The sequence below is a fragment of the Candidatus Mycolicibacterium alkanivorans genome, assembly GCF_022760805.1.
Classification (GTDB): domain Bacteria; phylum Actinomycetota; class Actinomycetes; order Mycobacteriales; family Mycobacteriaceae; genus Mycobacterium; species Mycobacterium alkanivorans.
In genome coordinates, this window is the sequence record NZ_JAIVFL010000001.1 from 2,884,218 (window position 1) to 2,902,456 (window position 18,239).

General features: G+C 68.0%; 12 protein-coding genes. 6 read left to right on the plus strand and 6 right to left on the minus strand.

The window, feature by feature from the left end:
- Positions 1-3: 3 nt before the first annotated feature.
- Positions 4-951, minus strand: a complete 948-nt coding sequence (locus K9U37_RS14230) for an ABC transporter substrate-binding protein (RefSeq protein ID WP_243072225.1) — start codon at positions 949-951, stop codon at positions 4-6.
- Positions 952-1,145: 194 nt separating this feature from the next.
- Between K9U37_RS14230 and K9U37_RS14235 the strand changes: the two genes are divergently transcribed.
- The 6 genes from K9U37_RS14235 (at position 1,146) to K9U37_RS14260 (ending at position 8,225) form a co-directional block, all read left to right on the plus strand.
- Entirely contained in the window at positions 1,146-1,727 is a 582-nt protein-coding gene (locus K9U37_RS14235; RefSeq protein WP_243072226.1) for an HdeD family acid-resistance protein, read from the plus strand.
- Between the two features lie 121 nt (positions 1,728-1,848).
- A complete protein-coding gene (locus K9U37_RS14240; protein WP_243072227.1) occupies positions 1,849-3,297 on the plus strand; it encodes a cytochrome ubiquinol oxidase subunit I in 1,449 nt (482 codons plus the stop codon).
- Between the two features lie 13 nt (positions 3,298-3,310).
- Entirely contained in the window at positions 3,311-4,354 is a 1,044-nt protein-coding gene (gene cydB, locus K9U37_RS14245) for a cytochrome d ubiquinol oxidase subunit II (protein WP_243072228.1), read from the plus strand.
- A gap of 62 nt (positions 4,355-4,416) precedes the next feature.
- Complete coding sequence (gene cydD, locus K9U37_RS14250; protein WP_308197383.1) at positions 4,417-6,021, plus strand: thiol reductant ABC exporter subunit CydD; 1,605 nt, start codon at positions 4,417-4,419, stop codon at positions 6,019-6,021.
- On the plus strand, positions 6,008-7,663 hold the full coding sequence (gene cydC, locus K9U37_RS14255; RefSeq protein ID WP_243072229.1) for a thiol reductant ABC exporter subunit CydC: 1,656 nt from the start codon (positions 6,008-6,010) through the stop codon (positions 7,661-7,663). The genes cydD and cydC overlap by 14 nt, the downstream gene beginning before the upstream one ends.
- Before the next feature lie 10 nt (positions 7,664-7,673).
- Positions 7,674-8,225, plus strand: a complete 552-nt coding sequence (locus K9U37_RS14260) for a DUF4190 domain-containing protein (protein WP_243072230.1) — start codon at positions 7,674-7,676, stop codon at positions 8,223-8,225.
- Here K9U37_RS14260 and K9U37_RS14265 read toward each other — a convergent pair.
- From K9U37_RS14265 to gltB, 5 genes are all read right to left on the minus strand, one after another.
- Positions 8,209-9,627 (minus strand): MprF family protein, encoded by a 1,419-nt coding sequence (locus tag K9U37_RS14265; RefSeq protein WP_243072231.1) that lies wholly within the window; start codon positions 9,625-9,627, stop codon positions 8,209-8,211. The two genes, K9U37_RS14260 and K9U37_RS14265, sit on opposite strands and share 17 nt — an antisense overlap.
- A gap of 91 nt (positions 9,628-9,718) precedes the next feature.
- Positions 9,719-10,600, minus strand: coding sequence for an acyl-CoA thioesterase II (locus K9U37_RS14270; protein ID WP_243072232.1), 882 nt, complete (start codon positions 10,598-10,600; stop codon positions 9,719-9,721).
- Between the two features lie 19 nt (positions 10,601-10,619).
- The gene (gene pyk, locus K9U37_RS14275; protein WP_243072233.1) at positions 10,620-12,038 is read right to left on the minus strand and encodes a pyruvate kinase; all 1,419 of its coding nucleotides are present in this window, start codon (positions 12,036-12,038) and stop codon (positions 10,620-10,622) included.
- Between the two features lie 68 nt (positions 12,039-12,106).
- On the minus strand, positions 12,107-13,606 hold the full coding sequence (locus K9U37_RS14280; protein ID WP_243072234.1) for a glutamate synthase subunit beta: 1,500 nt from the start codon (positions 13,604-13,606) through the stop codon (positions 12,107-12,109).
- Positions 13,599-18,155 (minus strand): glutamate synthase large subunit, encoded by a 4,557-nt coding sequence (gltB, locus tag K9U37_RS14285; protein ID WP_243072235.1) that lies wholly within the window; start codon positions 18,153-18,155, stop codon positions 13,599-13,601. The genes K9U37_RS14280 and gltB overlap by 8 nt, the downstream gene beginning before the upstream one ends.
- Positions 18,156-18,239 lie beyond the last annotated feature (84 nt).

Here is an 18,239-nt window from a genome sequence, read left to right on the forward strand (position 1 = left end):
CGGTCAGCTGGTCGCCCCGTTGATCACCGGCTTGGTGATCATGCCCTGCTCGACGCCCCAGTTGCTGGCGATGGTCTTGTAGTCACCCGTTTCGATCAGGTGCTCCAGCGCTTTCTGCAACGGCTGGGCCAGCGGCGAGCCCTTCGCGACGGGCCAGCCGTAGGGCGCGGCCTCGAAGATCTCGCCGGCGGCCTCGAGCTTGCCCTTGCTCTGCTTGATGGCGTAGGCCGTCACCGGCGAGTCCGCCGACATGGCGTCGGCCTGGCCCAGGACCACCGCGTTGGTGGCCGCGTCCTGGCCGTCGAACTTCAGGATCTCGATCGGCGGCTTGCCGGCGTCGGTGCACGCCTGGCTCTTCTTGGGCAGCTCTTCGGTCTCCTCGGTGGTGGTCGCCTGCACGGCCACCTTCTTGCCGCACGCGTTGTTCGGATCGATGGGCGAACCGGGACGCTGCGCCCACAGGATGCCCGCGTTGAAGTAATCGACGAAGTCAACCGATGCCTGGCGTTCCTTGGTGTCGGTGAACGACGACATGCCGACGTTGTAGGTGCCCTGCTGGACCGCGGGGATGATCTTGGCGAAGTCGGACTCGCGATAGTCGGCGGTCAGGCCGAGGGTGGCCGCTATGGCGTTCATCAGGTCGACGTCGAAGCCGACGATCTTGCCGCTGGAATCCTTGAACTCGTTGGGGGCGTAGGGAATGTTCACCCCGACGACGAGCTTGCCGGACTTCTTGATGTCATCGGGCACGCTGGCGGCGATCTCGTCGACCTTGGCGGGCTTTACCGCGCTGGTGGACTCGGACGGGCCGGCGCTGTTTTCGGACTTGCTGCTGCAGCCCGAGAGCAGCAGGGAGCCCGCCACGGCGATCACCCCGGCGGCACGCCACCAGCGGCCGATCCCCCGACGGTCTTGACATCCACTGAGCACGGTTGCCTCAACTTTCTGCATCGGGCCGCAGGGCACCCTCACGCCGAGGACGAAAACGGCCTTGGACCCAGCTCGCACTGCCGGTAACGGAACAGTAGTGGAGACGTAGCGCCGCGGCAGGAGAACGAATCGCCTCGTCGGGACCTAAGACCCCATTAACTTCCTGAAGTGCGAAAATACCGCTACCGGCTACCTCGTTATGTCACACTTCGGCCATGACAACTACCTCCGCCCCACCCCTGCTTCCGCACCTGTGGAAGTCGGTCCTGCTGTCCGGAATACTGTCGCTGGTCCTGGGCATCCTGGTACTGGTCTGGCCGGGCATCTCCATCCTGGTCGCCGCGATCTTCTTTGGCGCCTTCCTGCTGGTCAGCGGCATCAGCCAGGTGTTCCACGCGTTCACGCTGCATGTGTCGGCCGGCAGCCGGGCGCTGCTGTTCATCAGCGGCGCGGCCGCCCTGATACTGGCGGTGCTGTGCTTCCGCAGCATCCAGAACTCGATCCTGTTGCTGGCCATCTGGATCGGTGTCGGCTTCATCTTCCGCGGTGTCGCCACGGCCGCCTCGGCGATCAGCGACCCCGACACCCCGGGACGCGGCTGGGAGATCTTCGTCGGCATCATCAGCCTGGTGGCGGGCATCGTCGTGCTCGCGTCGCCGTTCCCGTCGCTGGCCACCCTGACTCTCGTCGTCGGCATCTGGCTGGTGGTCATCGGCGTCTTCGAGATCGTGGCTTCCTTCGGAATCCGCAAGGCCTCCAAAAACATCCGAGAGACGGTCGCCGCTGCCACGTCCTGACGCCGCTGTGACGCACCTCAGCTGGGACTAAGCCCACAGTCGCGAAGCGCGGATCGCTACTACAGTGTGTCGTAGATAGGCGATCCGCGCCTTCTGCGTGTCGTTTGTGGAGACTTCGACCATGGGTGCTCTTGACGTTTCACGGTGGCAGTTCGGCATCACGACCGTCTACCACTTCATCTTCGTCCCGCTGACGATCGGGCTGGCTCCCCTGATCGCGGCGATGCAAACCGTGTGGGTGGTCACCGACAACACTGCCTGGTACCGGATGACGAAGTTCTTCGGGAAGGTCTTCCTGATCAACTTCGCCATCGGCGTGGCAACCGGCATCGTGCAGGAGTTCCAGTTCGGGATGAACTGGAGCGAGTATTCCCGCTTCGTCGGCGACATCTTCGGCGCGCCGCTCGCGCTGGAGGCCCTGGTCGCCTTCTTCCTCGAATCCACGTTCATCGGATTGTGGATCTTCGGGTGGAACCGGCTCCCCAGGTGGCTGCACCTGACCTCGATCTGGCTGGTCGCCTTCGCCGTCAACCTCTCGGCGTTCTTCATCATCAGCGCCAACTCCTTCATGCAGCACCCGGTCGGCGCGAGGTACAACCCGCTCACCCGGCGCGCCGAGTTGGAGAGCATCACCGAGCTGTTCACCAACAACACCGCTGTTGCCGCCTTCTGGCACGCCGTCGCCGCCTCGTTCCTCACCGCGGCAACGTTCGTCGCTGCGGTGTGCGCCTGGTGGATGGTGCGGGCCAAGGGCTCTCCCGATGCCGCCGCGCTGTATCGGCCCGGGGCGATCCTGGGAGCATGGGTGGCCATCGTCGCCAGTTTCGGGCTGTTCTTCACCGGTGATGTACAGGGCAAGCTGATGTTCCACCAGCAACCGATGAAGATGGCCGCCGCCGAATCGCTGTGCCACACCGAACTGGATCCGAGGTTCTCCGTGCTGACGGTGGGAACGCACAACAACTGTGACAGCATCACCCGCGTCGTCGAGGTGCCCTACGTGCTGCCGTTCCTGGCCGAGGGCAAGTTCAGTGGGGTGACGCTGCAGGGCGCGAAAGACCTTCAGCAGCAATACCAGCAGACGTTCGGACCCGAGTGGTACGTACCCAACCTGTTCGTCACCTACTGGTCCTTCCGCGCCATGATCGGGCTGATGGCCATTCCGTTCCTGTTCGCATTGAGCGTCTTGTGGCTCACCCGGCGGGGCCGGGTACCTGACAAGCGGTGGTTCTCCCGCTTCGCCCTGTGGACGATTCCGACACCCTTCCTGGCGTCGATCTCCGGATGGGTGTTCACCGAGATGGGCCGTCAGCCATGGGTCGTCGCACCGAATCCCGACGGGGACCAACTCGTGCGCCTCACCGTGCGTCAGGGTGTCTCACTGCACGGGCCGGGCCTGGTCTGGGTGTCGCTCATCTCGTTCACCCTGATCTACGCGGTGCTCGCGGTGATCTGGTTCTACCTGATCCGCCGCTACGTGGTGGCAGGCCCGCTAGAGCACGATTCCGAGCCCGCGCCGCCGGCCCCACTTCACGAGGACGAGGTCGCGCCGCTGTCCTTCGCCTACTGAGGAGCTGACCGCCATGGGACTTCAACAATTCTGGTTCATTCTCGTAGCAGTGCTGTTCCTCGGCTTCTTCGTCCTGGAGGGCTTCGACTTCGGAGTCGGCATGCTGATGGCATGGTTCGGCCGAACAGGCAAGGGCGACAGCGAGTCTCGTCGCCGGGCCGTGCTCAACACCATCGGCCCGGTGTGGGACGGCAACGAGGTGTGGCTGATCACCGCCGGCGCGGCGATGTTCGCCGCGTTCCCGCACTGGTATGCGACCGTGTTCTCCAGCCTGTACCTGCCGATGCTCGTGATCCTGCTCGCGATGATCGCGCGCGTCGTGGCAATCGAGTGGCGGGGCAAGATCGACGATCCGAAGTGGCGGTCGTGGTGTGATATCGCGATCGCGGCCGGGTCGTGGCTGCCCGCCATTCTGTGGGGTGTGACCTTCGCCGTCCTGGTGACCGGCTTGCCGATCGGTGCGGACAAGAACGTCGTGGACCTCTCGGTCATCGACGTCGTCAACCCCTACACGCTGTCGGGTGGACTAGCGACATGCGCGCTGTTCCTGTTCCACGGCGCGGTCTTCCTGGCGCTCAAGAGCGGTGGCGAGGTACGCACCGACGCGGTCAGGGCGGCCCGGGTGCTCAGCGCACCGGCCACCATTCTCGTTGCCGGCTTCGGACTCTGGACACAGCTGGCCTACGGCGAGCCGTGGGCCTGGGCCCTGCTCGGTGTCGCCGTGGCGGCCCAGCTGGCGGCCGTGGCCGCCGCCGCCAGCGCCCGCGAAGGCTGGGCGTTTCTGGCCACCACGGTGGTCATCGCCGCTGTGGTGGTGCTGCTGTTCGCCGCGCTGTTCCCCAACCTGGTGCCCTCCACCATCAATCCGACGTACAGCGTGACGATCTACAACGGATCGTCGAGCCCCTATACGCTCAAGGTGATGACCTGGGCCGCTGCGATTTTCACGCCATTCGTCCTGGTCTACCAAGGCTGGACCTACTGGGTGTTCCGTAGGCGCATCTTCGCCGAGTCCATTCCCCCGTCGGTCGGCCTGCCGCTGAGGCGGGCGTCCTGAGCGACCGGCGCACACGCCGGACGGGTCCGCTGGACCCGCGGCTGTTGCGAGCCTCCGCTTCGGTGCGCCGCCATCTGGTCGCCACCGTCGCGTGCGGCGTCATGATCGCCGGGTGCGCGATCGGAGCGGCCGTGGTGCTGGGCCACCTGGCGGCCGGCGTCATCACCGATCCCGCCGCGCGATCCCTCGGCCACTGGCACGTCGAGCTGGGAGTCCTGCTCGCGCTGTGGGTGATTCGCACGCTCACCCAGTGGGTGCAGGGCCGGCTCGGCCAGCGTGGCGCCAGCGCGGTGGTCGCCGACCTGAGTGGGCAGGTCCTCGGTACTGTCACCGCCCTGGCGCCCACTGTGAGCGCAGGCCTGCGGGACGATGCGGCCACCGTGGTGACCAGCGGGCTGGACGGTCTGCGACCGTACTTCACCGCGTACCTGCCGGCGCTGTTCCTCGGTGCGATCCTCACCCCCGCCACCGTGGTGGTCATCGCGATCAACGATCTGCAGTCGGCGGTGATCGTCCTGATCGCGCTGCCGCTCATCCCGATCTTCATGGTGCTCATCGGCTTGGCGACCGCCGAGCGCTCCAGCGCAGCGCTGGCGGCCATGACCACCCTGCAGGCCCGGCTGACAGATCTCATCGCTGGCATCCCCACGCTGCGGGCGCTGGGCCGGGCCGGCGGACCGGCCGACCGGATCGCCGCACTCAGTGCGGCGCATCGCCGTTCGGCTGTGGCGACATTGCGGATCGCGTTCCTCTCCGCGCTGGTGCTCGAGCTGATCGCCACTCTAGGCGTGGCCCTGGTGGCGGTGAGCATCGGGCTTCGGCTGGTGTTCGGCGAGATGACGCTGGCCGCCGGGTTGACGGTCCTGCTGCTGGCGCCCGACGTGTTCTGGCCCCTGCGCCGGGTCGGCGTCGAGTTCCACGCCGCGCAGGACGGGAAGGCGGCCTCGGACAAAGCTTTCGAACTGATCGACCAGCACCCGGTGCCGACCGCAGGCTCGCGAGCCGTCGATGCCAGGGGCGCGGTCATCCGGCTGGACTCGGTGTCGGTGACCGGGCGTGACGGGTGGGCGCCCGCGCGACTGTCCGGCGACCTTCGGCCCGGCGAGGTGACTGTGTTGGCCGGCCCGAACGGTGCGGGCAAGAGCACGGTGCTGCAGGTCATCGCCGGGCTGGTGGTTGCCACCAGCGGGCGGGTTACGGTCGACGGTGTCGACGTCGAGGACCTGGACAAGGCTCGATGGTGGGGCCAGCTGTCCTGGCTGGCGCAACGGCCCGTCATCGTTCCCGGCACCGTCGCGGAGAACCTGGCCCTGTTCGGATCGCTGGTAGATGTCGACACAGCCTGTGCTGCAGCCGGTTTCGACTCTGTTGTCGCGGACTTGCCGCACGGTGTGGACACTGTGCTGGGCCGCGGCGGAACGGGCCTGTCGCTGGGACAACGACAACGACTGGGCCTGGCGCGCGCGCTTGGCTCGCGGGCGCCGGTGCTGCTTCTTGACGAGCCGACCTCGCACCTGGACGCCGGCACCGAAGCGACCGTGCTGCAGGCCATCGCCGACCGCGCCGCCGCAGGGGCCACCGTGGTGATGGTGGCACACCGCGACAGTGCGATTGCCGTTGCCGATCACGTCATCCCGGTTCAGGCGGATCGTCATGCCGGCGTCTGATCCGTTGAGGGCGGCGCTGCCACTGTTGCGACCGAGACTGCCGCGAGCGCTGCTGGCGATCACCCTCGGCGCACTGTCACTCGGCAGTGCCCTGGCGTTGGCCGGGGTCTCGGCCTGGCTGATTACCCGCGCCTGGCAGATGCCGCCCGTGCTCGACCTGTCGGTGGCGGTGGTGGCCGTTCGAACCTTCGGCATCTCGCGCGGTGTGCTCGGCTACTGCGAACGCCTGGTGTCGCACGACACGGCACTGCGGTCGGCAGGAAACGCGCGCACTGAGATCTACCGGCGACTGGCCGACGGACCCGTCGAGGTCACCGCCCGACTGCACAGCGGCGACCTGCTCGCCCGGGTCGGGACCGACGTCGACGACCTAGCCGACGTCCTGGTCCGCGCCGTGGTCCCGTTCGGCGTCGCCGCGGTGCTCGGAGTCGCTGCGACCACGGTCATCGCCCTGATCTCCCCCGTCGCCTCGGTCGTGCTCGCGGTGTGCCTGATTGTCGCCGGCGTACTGGCGCCCTGGTTGTCGGCCCGTGCCGCCCGAGCACAGGAAGCTGTAGCCCGCCAGCACCGTTCCGATCGCGACGTCGCGGCGCTCACCGCTCTCGACCACGCGGCCGAGCTGAGGGTGGCGGGCCGACTGCCGGAGTTGATCGCGGACGCCGAGCGGCGCCAACGCACCTGGGCAGCGGCCGTCGATCGTGCGGCCGCCCCCGCCGCGGCTGGCGCCGCCGTCCCCACCGCGGCAGTCGGCGCCAGCGTCATCGGGGCCGTCGTGGTCGCCATCGGCATCGCGTCGAGCACCGCGCCCACCACGTTGGCGGTGCTGATGCTGCTTCCCCTGTCGGCCTTCGAGGCCACCGGTGCGCTGCCCGGTGCGGCGGTCGCGCTGACCCGGGCGCGGATCGCGGCCGGGCGTCTGCTCGAATTGGTCTCCGCGGAGAACGCCCCCGCGCACACCGCCACGGTCATCGCATCACCGGCTACCACCCCGCGGCTGCGCGCGACGCGGGTCTCCGCCGGTTACCCGGGTGGGCCAGCCGGCCCGACCGTCAGCGTTGACCTGGCACCCGGATCCCGGCTAGCCGTGACCGGGAAGAGCGGCGCGGGCAAGACCGCACTGCTGATGACCCTGGCCGGACTGCTGCCTGCCGCCGCCGGTACGGTCAGCTTCGACGGCATCGACTGCGACGAGCTCAGCGAGTCTGAACTACGCAGTGCTGCATGCTATTTCGCTGAGGACGCGCATCTGTTCAGCACCACCGTCCGGGACAACCTGCTGGTGGCCCGCGGCGACTGCACCGACGACGAACTGGTCCACACACTCGGAGTCGTCGGTCTCGGTGCGTGGCTGAGCAGCCTTCCCGACGGGCTGAGCACCGTGCTGACCGGTGGGGCCGCCGCGGTGTCCGCCGGGCAACGGCGGCGACTGCTGCTGGCGCGGGTCCTGGTGTGCCCGGCGCCCATCGTGTTACTCGACGAGCCGACCGAGCATCTCGACGCGGCCGACTCCCATCGGCTTCTGGCCGCGCTGCTGGACGGCACCCACGGTTTGCTGTCCCCGGCCCGCACCGTCGTCGTGGCCACCCACCAGCTCGGCGCTGACATCGCCTGTCCACGCCTGTCGGTCGCCGACGACAGGTAACGTGCAGTCCATGACCGAGCCTTCGGAGACATCGCCCCAGGGCCCTCAGGCCACGCCTCAGCCGCCGACAGCTCCGCCCTATCCATACCCTTATCCGAACCCGTATCAGGCGGGTCCCTATCCCGGCGGGTACCCGCCACCGCCGCCGCAGCCCTATGCCGGCTACGCACCGCCGCCGACCGGACCCCGCAACGGCCTGGGTGTGGCGGCCCTGGTGATCGCCATCGTCGCGCTGGTTTCGTCATTCTCGGTGGCCGGCGGCATCATCCTGGGCATCGTCGCCGTCGTGATCGGCTTCGCGGCGCGTGGCCGCGTCAAGCGCGGCGAAGCCGACAACGGCGGGGTCGCCCTGGCCGGCATCATCCTCGGATTCGTGGCCATCATCGTGGGCCTGGCCTTCATCGCCGTGTACGTCTTCGCTTTCAATCAAGTCGGCGGCGGCGACTATATCGACTGCCTGCAGAAGGCGGGCCAGGATCAGAACCAGGTCCAGAAGTGCGCCGACCAGTTCCGGCAGTCGGTGGAGAACCGGTTCAGCGTCACGCTTACTCCGACGCCGTAACGCCGGGCAGTTGCCGCCTGCGCGGCAGGAACTCCAGCAAGAGCAGCACCACCAGCACCGGCAGCACCTGCCCGAATGACAGCAGTACGTAACGGCGGTCGCCGAGGGCGTGGAACTTGCGCAGATAGCGGTACAGCGCCTCCAGCGCGATCAGCGAGTCGCCGAGGTGGATCGCGGTGTAGAAGAAGCTGCTCAGCGGGCCGCGTTCCTTGTCGTCGAAGATCTCCGGAAAGGCCGCGAAGGCAAGTGAAAGCCGTTGCGCACCGGATTGTCTCATCGCGGTGATCATGTCGACCGACAGCCGTTCGTCGATGCCGTTCGGCGCGCCGCGGCGGCGCCACGGGACGTCGAGGGTGACGTCGCTGCCGCCGCCGGCCAGGGCGTAGCGGTGGAAGCCCGCTACGCGGCCGTCCCTGTCGCGGGCGATGATGAGCAGGATTCCCGGATAGCGGCCCGTGAGCGCACCGTCGAGGCTCATCGAGAAACCGCGCTCGGTGCGCGAGCCCTTCGGCGATGCCAGCAGAACGTCGGTCAGCTCGGCGAGCTGTTGGTCGTCGAGTTCCTGTTCGGCCACGATCTCGGTGGTGATGCCGAAGTTGTGGGTGCGCTGCACCGCCTGGCGCAGGTTGCGGAACCGCCGTCCCACCATGGCGAACGTCGGCACGTCGATCACCACGTCGCGTCCGATCGGAACCGGGCGCAAGGCCTGTCCGATGATCTCCGGGCCGCTCCACAGCCCGAGGCGCCGTTCACTGCAACCCAGGACGACGACTCGCCAGCCGTGGCCGTGGCACATCGCGACGAACTCGCAGACCAGTTCCTCGAACCGGGTCTCGTCACCGATCGGGTCACCGCTGACCACCGCGTAGCCGATCCGGGTGCGGTAGGCGATGGCCGCCGAGCCGTCGGCGGTGAAGTGGTAGCTCTTGCGGTCCAGCATGGCGAACGGTGCCAGCGGGTCACGGCTGGTCCCGTTGACCAGCGCCCAGATCTTGGGCAGCTCGGCCGGCTGGGGACGCATCGTGGTCGGCCACATCAGCGCCAGTCCGGACGACGCGATCAGGAAGTTGCCCAGGACGCCGAAGGCCAGGATGTGGGCGCCGAACCCGGCCAACACCGCGAGCGCGGCCACGCCCGCATGGGCGGCGGTCACCGGGCGGCCCAGGAAGATGCCCCGCGCGATCAGCGCCACGGCGGCCAGGATGGTCAGTGACCAGGCCAGCCGGCCGTCGGCGTGCCAGTTCGCGTGATGGTGCGAGCGGGCCAGCAGGGTGACGAGCCAGCTGGCGGCGATCAGCAGCGCAAGCGCGCCCATCCAGCGCGCCGCCGGGGAGTCGACGTGCGCGACCACCCGCTCGCGTGCCCGCAGCCGGGGCGCGACCTGCACTGGCGGCTCGGTCATCCCACCTCCCCCGAGGCGCACAAACGTCTTTAGACGAGGTAAACAGTACGCCTGACCGGCTGCGCTACGGGGCATTGCCCGAACGTCAGATTCAGGCCTTGGCTCCCGGAAAGTGCTTCACGATGCCCTCCTGGACCACGGTGGCCACCACCTGCCCAGCGCGGTTGAAGAAGTGACCCGTCCCCAGCCCCCTGGACTCGGCCGCCACTGGTGAACGGGTCGAGTAGAGCACCCAGTCGGCGAAGTCGACCTGCCGGTGAAACCACACCGAATGGTTGATGGTGACCGCGAAGATCCGGTCCCACCCCCACGACAGGCCGTGGGTGGTGATGATCGAGTCGAGCACGGTGGTGTCCGAGGCGTACACCATCGCGGCCGTATGCAACGTCGGGTCGTCGGGCATATCGCCGGCCGCCTTCAGCCACACCCGGTTGCGCTCCTGACGGCCGCCCTTGTCGCGCATCACCCACGCGGGGTCGTTGGTGTAGCGCCACTCGATGGGCCGCAGAGCGTTGACGAAGCCGGGCACAACCTCCTCGTACCCGACCAGAAGATCGTCAATCGTCGGTAGCGTGTCCGGATCGGGCAGCTCGGGCATCTCGACGTTGTGTTCGAGCCCGTGACCACCGGACAGGTAGGACACCAGAGCCGTGGCCAGCAGTTTGCCGTTCTGCATCGCATCGACGCGCCGGTTGGCGAACCGCCGCTCGTCGCGCAGTCGCACCACATGGAACTCGATGTCGGCGGACGGATCACCGCCAGCGACGAAGTGCACCGACAGCGCGCTGGGCGGCAGGTCGTGGACCAGGGTGCGGGTCGCGGCGACGAAGCCCTGCGCCATCATCTGGCCGCCGAAGGTTCGCACCGGGTTCTTGTGCGGGTGGGCGCCGGCGAACACGTCGTCGCCGATCGGGGACAGCTCCAGAATGGCCAGCAGTTCGTCGAGATCGGACGTGCTCTCTGCCGCCGGCACGCGTGGCTTCTCCCTTGGGTTAGTGGTCGTCCTCACCGATGCGGTGAACATGAATCAGGTTCGTCGAGCCTACTGTGCCCGGCGGAGCACCCGCGACGATGACCACCAGATCACCGCGCTTGTAGCGACCGAGCTCGAGCAGGTTGTGGTCGACCGTCCGGATCATCTCGTCGGTGCTGCGCATGTGCTCGGTGATGAACGTCTCGGTGCCCCAGGTCAGGGCGAGCTGGCTGCGAATCTCCGGGAGGGCCGTGAAGGCCAGCAGCGGAAGCGGGGTGTGCAGCCGGGCCAGCCGGCGCACTGTGTCACCCGAGGACGTGAACGCGACCAACGCCTTGGCGTCCAGCCGCTCGCCGATGTCGCGGGCGGCATAGGAGATCACGCCCCGCTTGGTGCGCGGGACGTGCGTCAGCGGGGGCGCGGCCGTCGAGTTCTCTTCGACCGCAGTGATGATGCGCGCCATCGTTCGCACCGCCTCCAGCGGGTACTTGCCCACCGAGGTCTCCCCCGACAGCATCACTGCGTCGGCGCCGTCCAGGACGGCGTTGGCGACGTCGGACGCCTCGGCCCGGGTGGGCCGGGAGTTCTCGATCATGGACTCGAGCATCTGGGTGGCCACGATCACCGGCTTGGCGTTCTCGCGGGCCACCTGGATGGCCCGCTTCTGGACGAGCGGAACCTCCTCGAGCGGGAGCTCCACGCCGAGGTCACCACGGGCCACCATCACGGCGTCGAAGGCGAGCACGATGGCCTCGAGGTTGTCGATCGCCTCGGGCTTCTCCAGCTTCGCGATCACCGGAACGCGACGGCCCACGCGGTCCATCACCTCGTGGACCAGTTCGACGTCGGCCGGCGAGCGGACGAACGACAGGGCCACCAGGTCCACACCGAGGCGCAGCGCGAACTCGAGGTCCTCGATGTCCTTCTCGGACAGGGCCGGTACCGAGACGTTCATGCCCGGCAGCGACACGCCTTTGTTGTTGCTGACCGGGCCGCCTTCGGTGACAGTGCACACCACGTCCTCGCCGTCGATGTGCTCGACGACCAGGGCCACCTTGCCGTCGTCGACCAGCAGCCGGTCACCGGGCTTGGCGTCCTTGGACAGGTTCTTGTAGGTGGTCGACACCCGGTCGTGGTTGCCCGCGCACTCCTCGACGGTGATCCGCACGGTCTCGCCGTTGGCCCAGTAGGTCGGACCGTCGGCGAAGCGCCCGAGGCGGATCTTGGGGCCCTGCAGGTCGGCGAGGATGCCGACGGCTCGGCCGGTGGCGTCGGACGCCTGCCGGACTCGCTTGTAGGCGGCCTCGTGGTCGGCGTAGTCGCCGTGGCTGAAATTCAAGCGGGCCACGTCCATGCCGACCTCGACGAGGGCCCTGACCGCCTCGTCTGTGCCGATGGCCGGGCCGAGGGTACAGACGATCTTGCCGCGTCTAGTCACGACGCCCCAGCATAGTCGCGCTTCACGGGCATCTCGACCGATACAGAATGCGGTGCGCGGCTGTTCACTCAGACGACCGCCAATGGCAACTGATTGGGCCGGACCGGCACCGGGAGGTCGGACTCACCCATCAGGTGGGCGTCGACGGCATGCGCGGCGGCGCGGCCTTCGGCGATCGCCCACACCACCAGGCTGGCGCCGCGGTGGGCGTCACCGCAGACGAAGATACCGGGCGCCTCGGTCTGCCAGTCCGATCCGCAACTGATGGTCCCGCGCCGGCTCAGCGTGATGCCGAGGTCGCCGAGCAACGGCATGTGCTCGACGCCTTCGAACCCGATCGCCAGCAGTGCCAGGTCGCACGGGATCTCGAAAGGCTCTCCCACCGGGGAGATGATCCGGCGTCCGTCGACCCGTTCGACTTTCACCTCGGCGATCTCCATGGCGCGCAGGTGGCCGTCGTCGTCGCCGACGAAACGCTGCACCGCAACCTGGTAGTGCACGGTGCCGCCCTCGGCGTGCGCGGGCGAGGTGCGCAGGACCAGCGGCCACGTCGGCCACGGTGACAACGAGTCGTCGCGCGCGTCGGGCGGCTGCGGGTTGTAGTCCAGCTGTGTCACCGACGCCGCACCCTGACGGTGCGCGGTGCCCAGGCAGTCCGCACCGGTGTCACCACCACCGATGATCACCACGTGCTTGTCCTTGGCCGAGAGGTGCGACGGACCGTCGCCTTCGCATTCACGGTTGGCGGGCACCAGGTGTTCCATCGCCAGGTGAACACCCTGCAGGTGGCGGCCGTCAACGTCGGTGTCGCGGCCGCGCAGTGCCCCGACCGCCAGCACGACGGCATCGAACCGGTGCCGCAACTCCTCGACGGACACGTCCACCCCGACCTCGCAGTCGGTGACGAAACGCGTTCCCTCCGCACGCATCTGGGCCAGTCGCTGGTTGAGTGAGGACTTCTCCAGCTTGTACTCCGGGATGCCGTAGCGCAGCAGGCCGCCGAGCCGGTTGTCACGCTCGTAGACGGTGACGTGGTGCCCGGCGCGGGTCAGCTGCTGGGCGGCGGCCAGGCCGGCCGGACCGGAGCCGACGATCGCGACATTCTTGCCGGTGCCGATGGCCGCGGGCTGGGCTTCGACGATGCCCAGCCGCCAGGACTCGTCGGCGATGGTGTTCTCGATGCGTTTGATCGTCACGCTGCCGCCGGTCTCGTCCTCGGCGATGGACAGCACGCACGCCGCCTCACACGGTGCGGGGCACAGCCGGCCGGTGAACTCCGGGAAGTTGTTGGTGGCGTGCAGCCTCTCACTGGCGGCTTGCCACCGGCCGCGGCGCACGAGGTCGTTCCACTCCGGGATCAGGTTGCCCAGCGGGCAGCCAGCAGTCCCGGAGTGGCAGAACGGGATTCCGCAGTCCATGCAGCGCCGGGCTTGCTGGGCCACCTCGTCTGCGCGTTGTCGGGGATCCTGACGTTCGTAGACCTCAGCCCAGTCACCGACGCGTTCGTCGACAGGACGCTTAGCGGCCTCGATCTTGGGAACCTTCAGGAAGCCGGTCGGATCAGCCACGGGTCGCCTCCATGATCGCGGTGTCCACGTCACGCCCCTCGGCCTTGGCCATCCGGGTGGCCTCGAGCACCCTCTGGTAGTCGGTGGGCATGATCTTGGTGAATTGCGCACTGCGCCTTGGCCAGTCGGAGAGCACCGAGCGGGCCAGCGTGCTGCCGGTGTAGCGGGCGTGGCGGGACACGGCGTCGTGCAGCCAGGTCAGGTCATCGGGCTCGGGGCGTTGCAACTCGACCATCGCGGCGTTGACCTTGGCCGCATCGAGACCGAGCACGTAGGCGATGCCGCCGGACATGCCCGCCGCGAAGTTGCGTCCGGTGCGGCCCAGCACCACAACCCGGCCGCCGGTCATGTACTCGCAGCCGTGGTCGCCCACACCCTCGGTGACCGCCAGGGCGCCGGAGTTTCGGGCGCAGAATCGTTCGCCCACCCGGCCGCGCAGGTACACCTCGCCGGATGTCGCTCCGTAGAGCAGGGTGTTGCCGGCGACGACGTTGTCCTCGGGCAGGAACAGCACGTCGTCGGGCGGGCGCACGATCACCCGGCCGCCCGAAAGACCTTTGCCCACATAGTCGTTGGCGTCTCCGATGAGCTCGAGGGTGATACCGGGCGGCAGGAACGCGCCCAGCGACTGGCCCGCCGATCCGGTCAGTGTGACGTGGACGGTGCCGTCCGGCAGTCCCCGTGCACCGTAGCGGCGGGTCACCTCCGCGCCCAGCAGCGTGCCCACGGTGCGGTTGACGTTGCGCACGGGCAGCTCCAGCCGGACCGGGTGGGCATCCTCGAGGGCACCCTCGGCCAGCGCGATGAGCGTGCGGTCCAGGGCCTGATCGAGTCCGTGGTCCTGGTCGCGAAGACGGCGACGCTGGGTGAGCGCACCACCGTGGGCATCGGTGGGCACCGCGAAGATCGGGCTGAGATCCAGGCCCTTGCTCTTCCAGTGCGCCAGCCCGGCGTCGGTATCGAGTATCTCGGCGTGGCCGACGGCCTCGTCGATGCTGCGGAAACCGAGTTCGGCGAGCATCTTTCGGACATCCTCGGCGATGAAGTGGAAGAAGTTCTCGACGAACTCCGGCTTGCCGTTGAACCGCTCGCGCAGTTCGGGGTTCTGGGTGGCCACACCCACCGGGCAGGTGTCGAGGTGGCAGACCCGCATCATGATGCAGCCGGCCACCACCAGCGGCGCGGTGGAGAAGCCGAACTCCTCGGCGCCGAGCAGCGCGGCGATCACCACGTCGCGGGCGGTGCGCAGGCCGCCGTCGCACTGCACGGTGATGCGATCGCGAAGTCCGTTGAGCACCAGCGTCTGCTGGGTGTCGGCCAGACCCACTTCCCACGGCGCACCGGCGTGTTTGAGGCTGGTCAGCGGAGCCGCACCGGTGCCGCCGTCGTAGCCGGAGATCAGGACGACGTCGGCGTGCGCCTTCGACACCCCGGCGGCCACCGTGCCGACTCCGACCGAACTCACCAGCTTGACGTGGATACGGGCCTGGGAGTTGGCGTTCTTGAGATCGTGGATCAGTTGCGCAAGGTCCTCGATGGAGTAGATGTCGTGGTGCGGCGGCGGCGAGATCAGGCCCACACCCGGAGTGGAGTGCCGGGTCTTGGCGATGCTGGGATAGACCTTGAACCCGGGCAGCTGCCCGCCTTCCCCCGGCTTGGCGCCCTGGGCCATCTTGATCTGGATGTCGGTGGCGTTCACCAGGTACTCGCTGGTGACCCCGAAACGGCCGGAGGCGACCTGCTTGACCGCACTGCGCCGCCGCGGATCGGACAGCCGGTCGGAGTCCTCGCCGCCCTCCCCGCTGTTGGAACGTCCGCCGATGTTGTTCATGGCGATCGCCATGGTTTCGTGGGCCTCTTTGGAGATCGAGCCGTAGCTCATCGCCCCGGTGTTGAATCGCGCGCAGATGGAGTCGACGGACTCCACCTCGTGCAGGGGAACCGGTGGACGCAGACCCTGTTTGAACGCGAACAGGCCGCGCAGCGTCCCGCCCTCGCGGGACAGCCGGTTGACCTCCTCGGAGTACTTGGCAAACACCTCGTGGCGGCCGGTTCGGGTCGAATGTTGAAGCAGGAAGACCGTTTCCGGCGTGAACAGGTGCAGCTCACCCTCGCGGCGGAACTGGTATTCGCCGCCGATCTCGAGGCGGCGGTGGACCCGCTCGGTGGGGTTCTCCGGATAGGCCCGCCGGTGGCGCTGCTTGACCTCGTCGGCCAGCACGTCTAGACCCACGCCGCCGAGCTTGCTGGCCGTGCCGGTCAGGTACTCGTCGACGACCTCCTTGCTCAGACCGATCGCCTCGAAAGCCTGTGCACCCGTGTAGGACCCGACTGTCGAGATGCCCATCTTGCTCATCACCTTCATGACGCCCTTGCCGAGCGCCTTGAGGTAGTTGCGGACCGCTGTGCCGGCGTCGATCCCGGTGAGCTCACCCTCGCGGATGAGGTCCTCGATCGACTCGAACGCCAGGTACGGGTTGACCGCTGCGGCGCCGTAGCCGATGAGCAACGCGATGTGGTGAACCTCGCGGGCGTCGCCGCTTTCCGCCACCAGCGCCACAGTGGTGCGCTTCTTGGTGCGCACCAGGTGGTGGTGCACCGCGGCGACGGCCAGCAGCGACGGGATCGGCGCCCGGGTGTGATCGGAGTCGCGGTCGGAGATCACCAGTGTGCGAGCACCTTTGGCGATCGCCTCGCAGGCACGCCAGCGAAGGTCATCGATCGCCTCGGCCAGTCCCTCACCGCCGCGCTCGACGTCGTAGACGGCGCGCAGGACAGCGGTTTTCAGCCCGGGCTGCTCGCCGTCGGCGTTGATGTGGACGATCTTGTTCAGCTCGTCGTTGTCCAGAACCGGCCAGTGCAGCAGGATCTGGCGGCAGGAGGCGGCGGTGGGCTCCAGCAGGTTCTGCTCGGGACCCATCACGCGGGCCATGGACGTGACGATCTCCTCGCGGATGGCGTCCAGCGGTGGGTTCGTCACCTGGGCGAACAACTCCACGAAGTAGTCGTAGAGCAGCTTGGAGCGTTGCGAGAGAACCGCGACGGGGGTGTCGGTTCCCATCGATCCGAGCGGCTCCTGTCCGGAGGCCGCCATCGGGGTGAGCAGGATCCGCAGATCTTCCTCGGTGTAGCCGAACGCGATCTGGCGGCGGACCACCGACTCGTGGTTGGGCTGGACGCGGCCGCGGGCCGGCAGCGTCTTGAGGTCCAGCAGGCCTGCGTGGAGCCATTCGGCGTACGGCTTCTCGGCCGCCAAGTGGCTCTTGATCTCGTCGTCGGAGATGATGCGCCCGGCTGCGGTGTCGATGAGAAACATCTTGCCGGGCTCCAGGCGGCCCTTGGCGACAACCTCGCCGGACGGGATGTCGAGCACGCCGCTCTCGCTGGCCAGGATCACCCGGTCGTCGATGGTGCGCCACCATCGTCCTGGCCGTAATCCGTTGCGGTCCAACACCGCTCCCACCACGGTGCCGTCGGTGAAGGTGACGCAGGCTGGGCCGTCCCAGGGTTCCATGAGCGAGGCGTGGTACTGGCAGAACGCCCGGCGGGCCGGGTCCAAGGTGGTGTTGTTCTCCCAGGCCTCCGGGATCATCATCATCACCGCGTGCGGAAGGCTGCGGCCACCGAGGTGGAGCAGTTCGAGCACCTGGTCGAAGGACGCCGAGTCGGAGGCCTCGGCCGTGCAGATCGGTGAGAGCCGGGTCAGATCCCCGGGGATGGTGTCGCTTGCGAGCACGGCCTCGCGGGCATGCATGCGGTTGCGGTTGCCGCGCACAGTGTTGATCTCACCGTTGTGAGCCACGAACCGGAACGGGTGGGCCAGCGGCCAGGACGGAAAGGTGTTGGTGGAGAAGCGACTGTGCACGATCACGATGGCGCTTCGGCAGCGCTCGTCCCTCAGGTCGGCGAAAAACCTCGGCAGCTGCATCGTGGTGAGCATGCCCTTGTAGGCCATGGTGCGGCTCGACAGCGACGGGAAGTAGACGTCGCGTTGCTCGGCCCGCTTGCGCGCCGGATAGACCAGTCGGTCCAGGTCGATGCCGCCGGGGCGCGCGCCGTTGCGCTCGGGGGCGGCGACGAACAGCATCGACATGTAGGGCATGCAACTCAGCGCGGTCGCGCCGACGTCGGCGCCGTCGGGATCGACCGGCACCGGGCGCCAGCCGAGGACTTCGAGGCCCTCCTCGCGGGCGATCTCCTCGACCCGGTCGGTGGCGGCCAGCCGGGTGACGGGATTCTGCGGCAGAAAGCAAATACCGGCGGCGTAGGTGTTGTCCCCGGCCGGGGTCGGCGCGGGAAGCGCGAAGTCGACGACGTCTTGCAGCAGTTCGACGGGCAACTGCAGCAGGATGCCTGCGCCGTCGCCGCTGTTGGGTTCGGCCCCGGCCGCGCCGCGATGCTCGAGGTGCTCGAGTGCCATCAGGCCGTCGGCGACGATCTGGTGTGACCGCCGTCCTTGGATGTCGGCCACCATCGCGACGCCACACGAGTCGGACTCGTGCTGCGGGTCATAGAGACCCTGCGCTTGGGGAAGTGCCGAGAACAGCATCTTCACGCTCCTCCGCGATCGATCTTGCGGCGCGAAAGGTGTTGAACGCGAGAGGTTTTCGAATTCTCGGCCTTGCCGCAGTCT

Excerpts from the sequence above, each read along its gene's own strand:
- K9U37_RS14265 (WP_243072231.1), bottom strand. The coding sequence starts at position 9,627 with ATGACCGAGCCGCCAGTGCAGGTCGCGCCCCGGCTGCGGGCACGCGAG.
- gltB (WP_243072235.1), bottom strand. The coding sequence starts at position 18,155 with ATGCTGTTCTCGGCACTTCCCCAAGCGCAGGGTCTCTATGACCCGCAG.
- K9U37_RS14230 (WP_243072225.1), bottom strand. The coding sequence starts at position 951 with ATGCAGAAAGTTGAGGCAACCGTGCTCAGTGGATGTCAAGACCGTCGG.
- cydB (WP_243072228.1), top strand. The coding sequence starts at position 3,311 with ATGGGACTTCAACAATTCTGGTTCATTCTCGTAGCAGTGCTGTTCCTC.
- cydC (WP_243072229.1), top strand. The coding sequence starts at position 6,008 with ATGCCGGCGTCTGATCCGTTGAGGGCGGCGCTGCCACTGTTGCGACCG.
- K9U37_RS14235 (WP_243072226.1), top strand. The coding sequence starts at position 1,146 with ATGACAACTACCTCCGCCCCACCCCTGCTTCCGCACCTGTGGAAGTCG.
- K9U37_RS14240 (WP_243072227.1), top strand. The coding sequence starts at position 1,849 with ATGGGTGCTCTTGACGTTTCACGGTGGCAGTTCGGCATCACGACCGTC.
- K9U37_RS14260 (WP_243072230.1), top strand. The coding sequence starts at position 7,674 with ATGACCGAGCCTTCGGAGACATCGCCCCAGGGCCCTCAGGCCACGCCT.